Source organism: Roseixanthobacter psychrophilus (genome assembly GCF_043195195.1).
GTDB lineage: Bacteria > Pseudomonadota > Alphaproteobacteria > Rhizobiales > Xanthobacteraceae > NCEH01.
This window is the reverse complement of sequence record NZ_JBAFWT010000209.1, coordinates 1-361: the sequence shown is the minus strand read 5'-3', so window position 1 is coordinate 361 and position 361 is coordinate 1. Positions and strand designations below refer to the sequence as shown.

Annotated in this window: 1 protein-coding gene; it reads right to left on the bottom strand. The window is 68.7% G+C overall.

Translation table 11 applies throughout. The annotated features are described in order from the left end of the window. A partial coding sequence (locus V5F77_RS29230; RefSeq protein ID WP_429008531.1) for a hypothetical protein occupies positions 1-361 on the bottom strand: 361 nt, incomplete at both ends.

Here is a 361-nt window from a genome sequence, read left to right as displayed (position 1 = left end):
GGCGCCGCCGGTCCATCCGTCGATCCAGGCGCGGAACCGCTCGAACAGCTCCTGCACGCGGTCGAAATTGGTCTGCCAGATGGTGGCAAGCAAGGCGCCCACGACGCCGAACGCGCTCTGCAGGGCCGCGCCGATGGCGCTCGCGCCCTCGGACAGGGCCGCGCCCACCTTGGCCGGCCATCCCCGAATATTGGTGCCGAGCTGCGCGTCGAGCCAGTCGATGATGATGCTACCGGCATGCGAGAGGATGCCGAGCACGGCCGAGCCGATGGTCTGGGCGCCAGAGAGCAACGTCTGCAGCCCGGCCTGCATGCCGGTCCAATCGCCCGAGAAAAGCGCGCTGAAGAACTGCACGACGCCT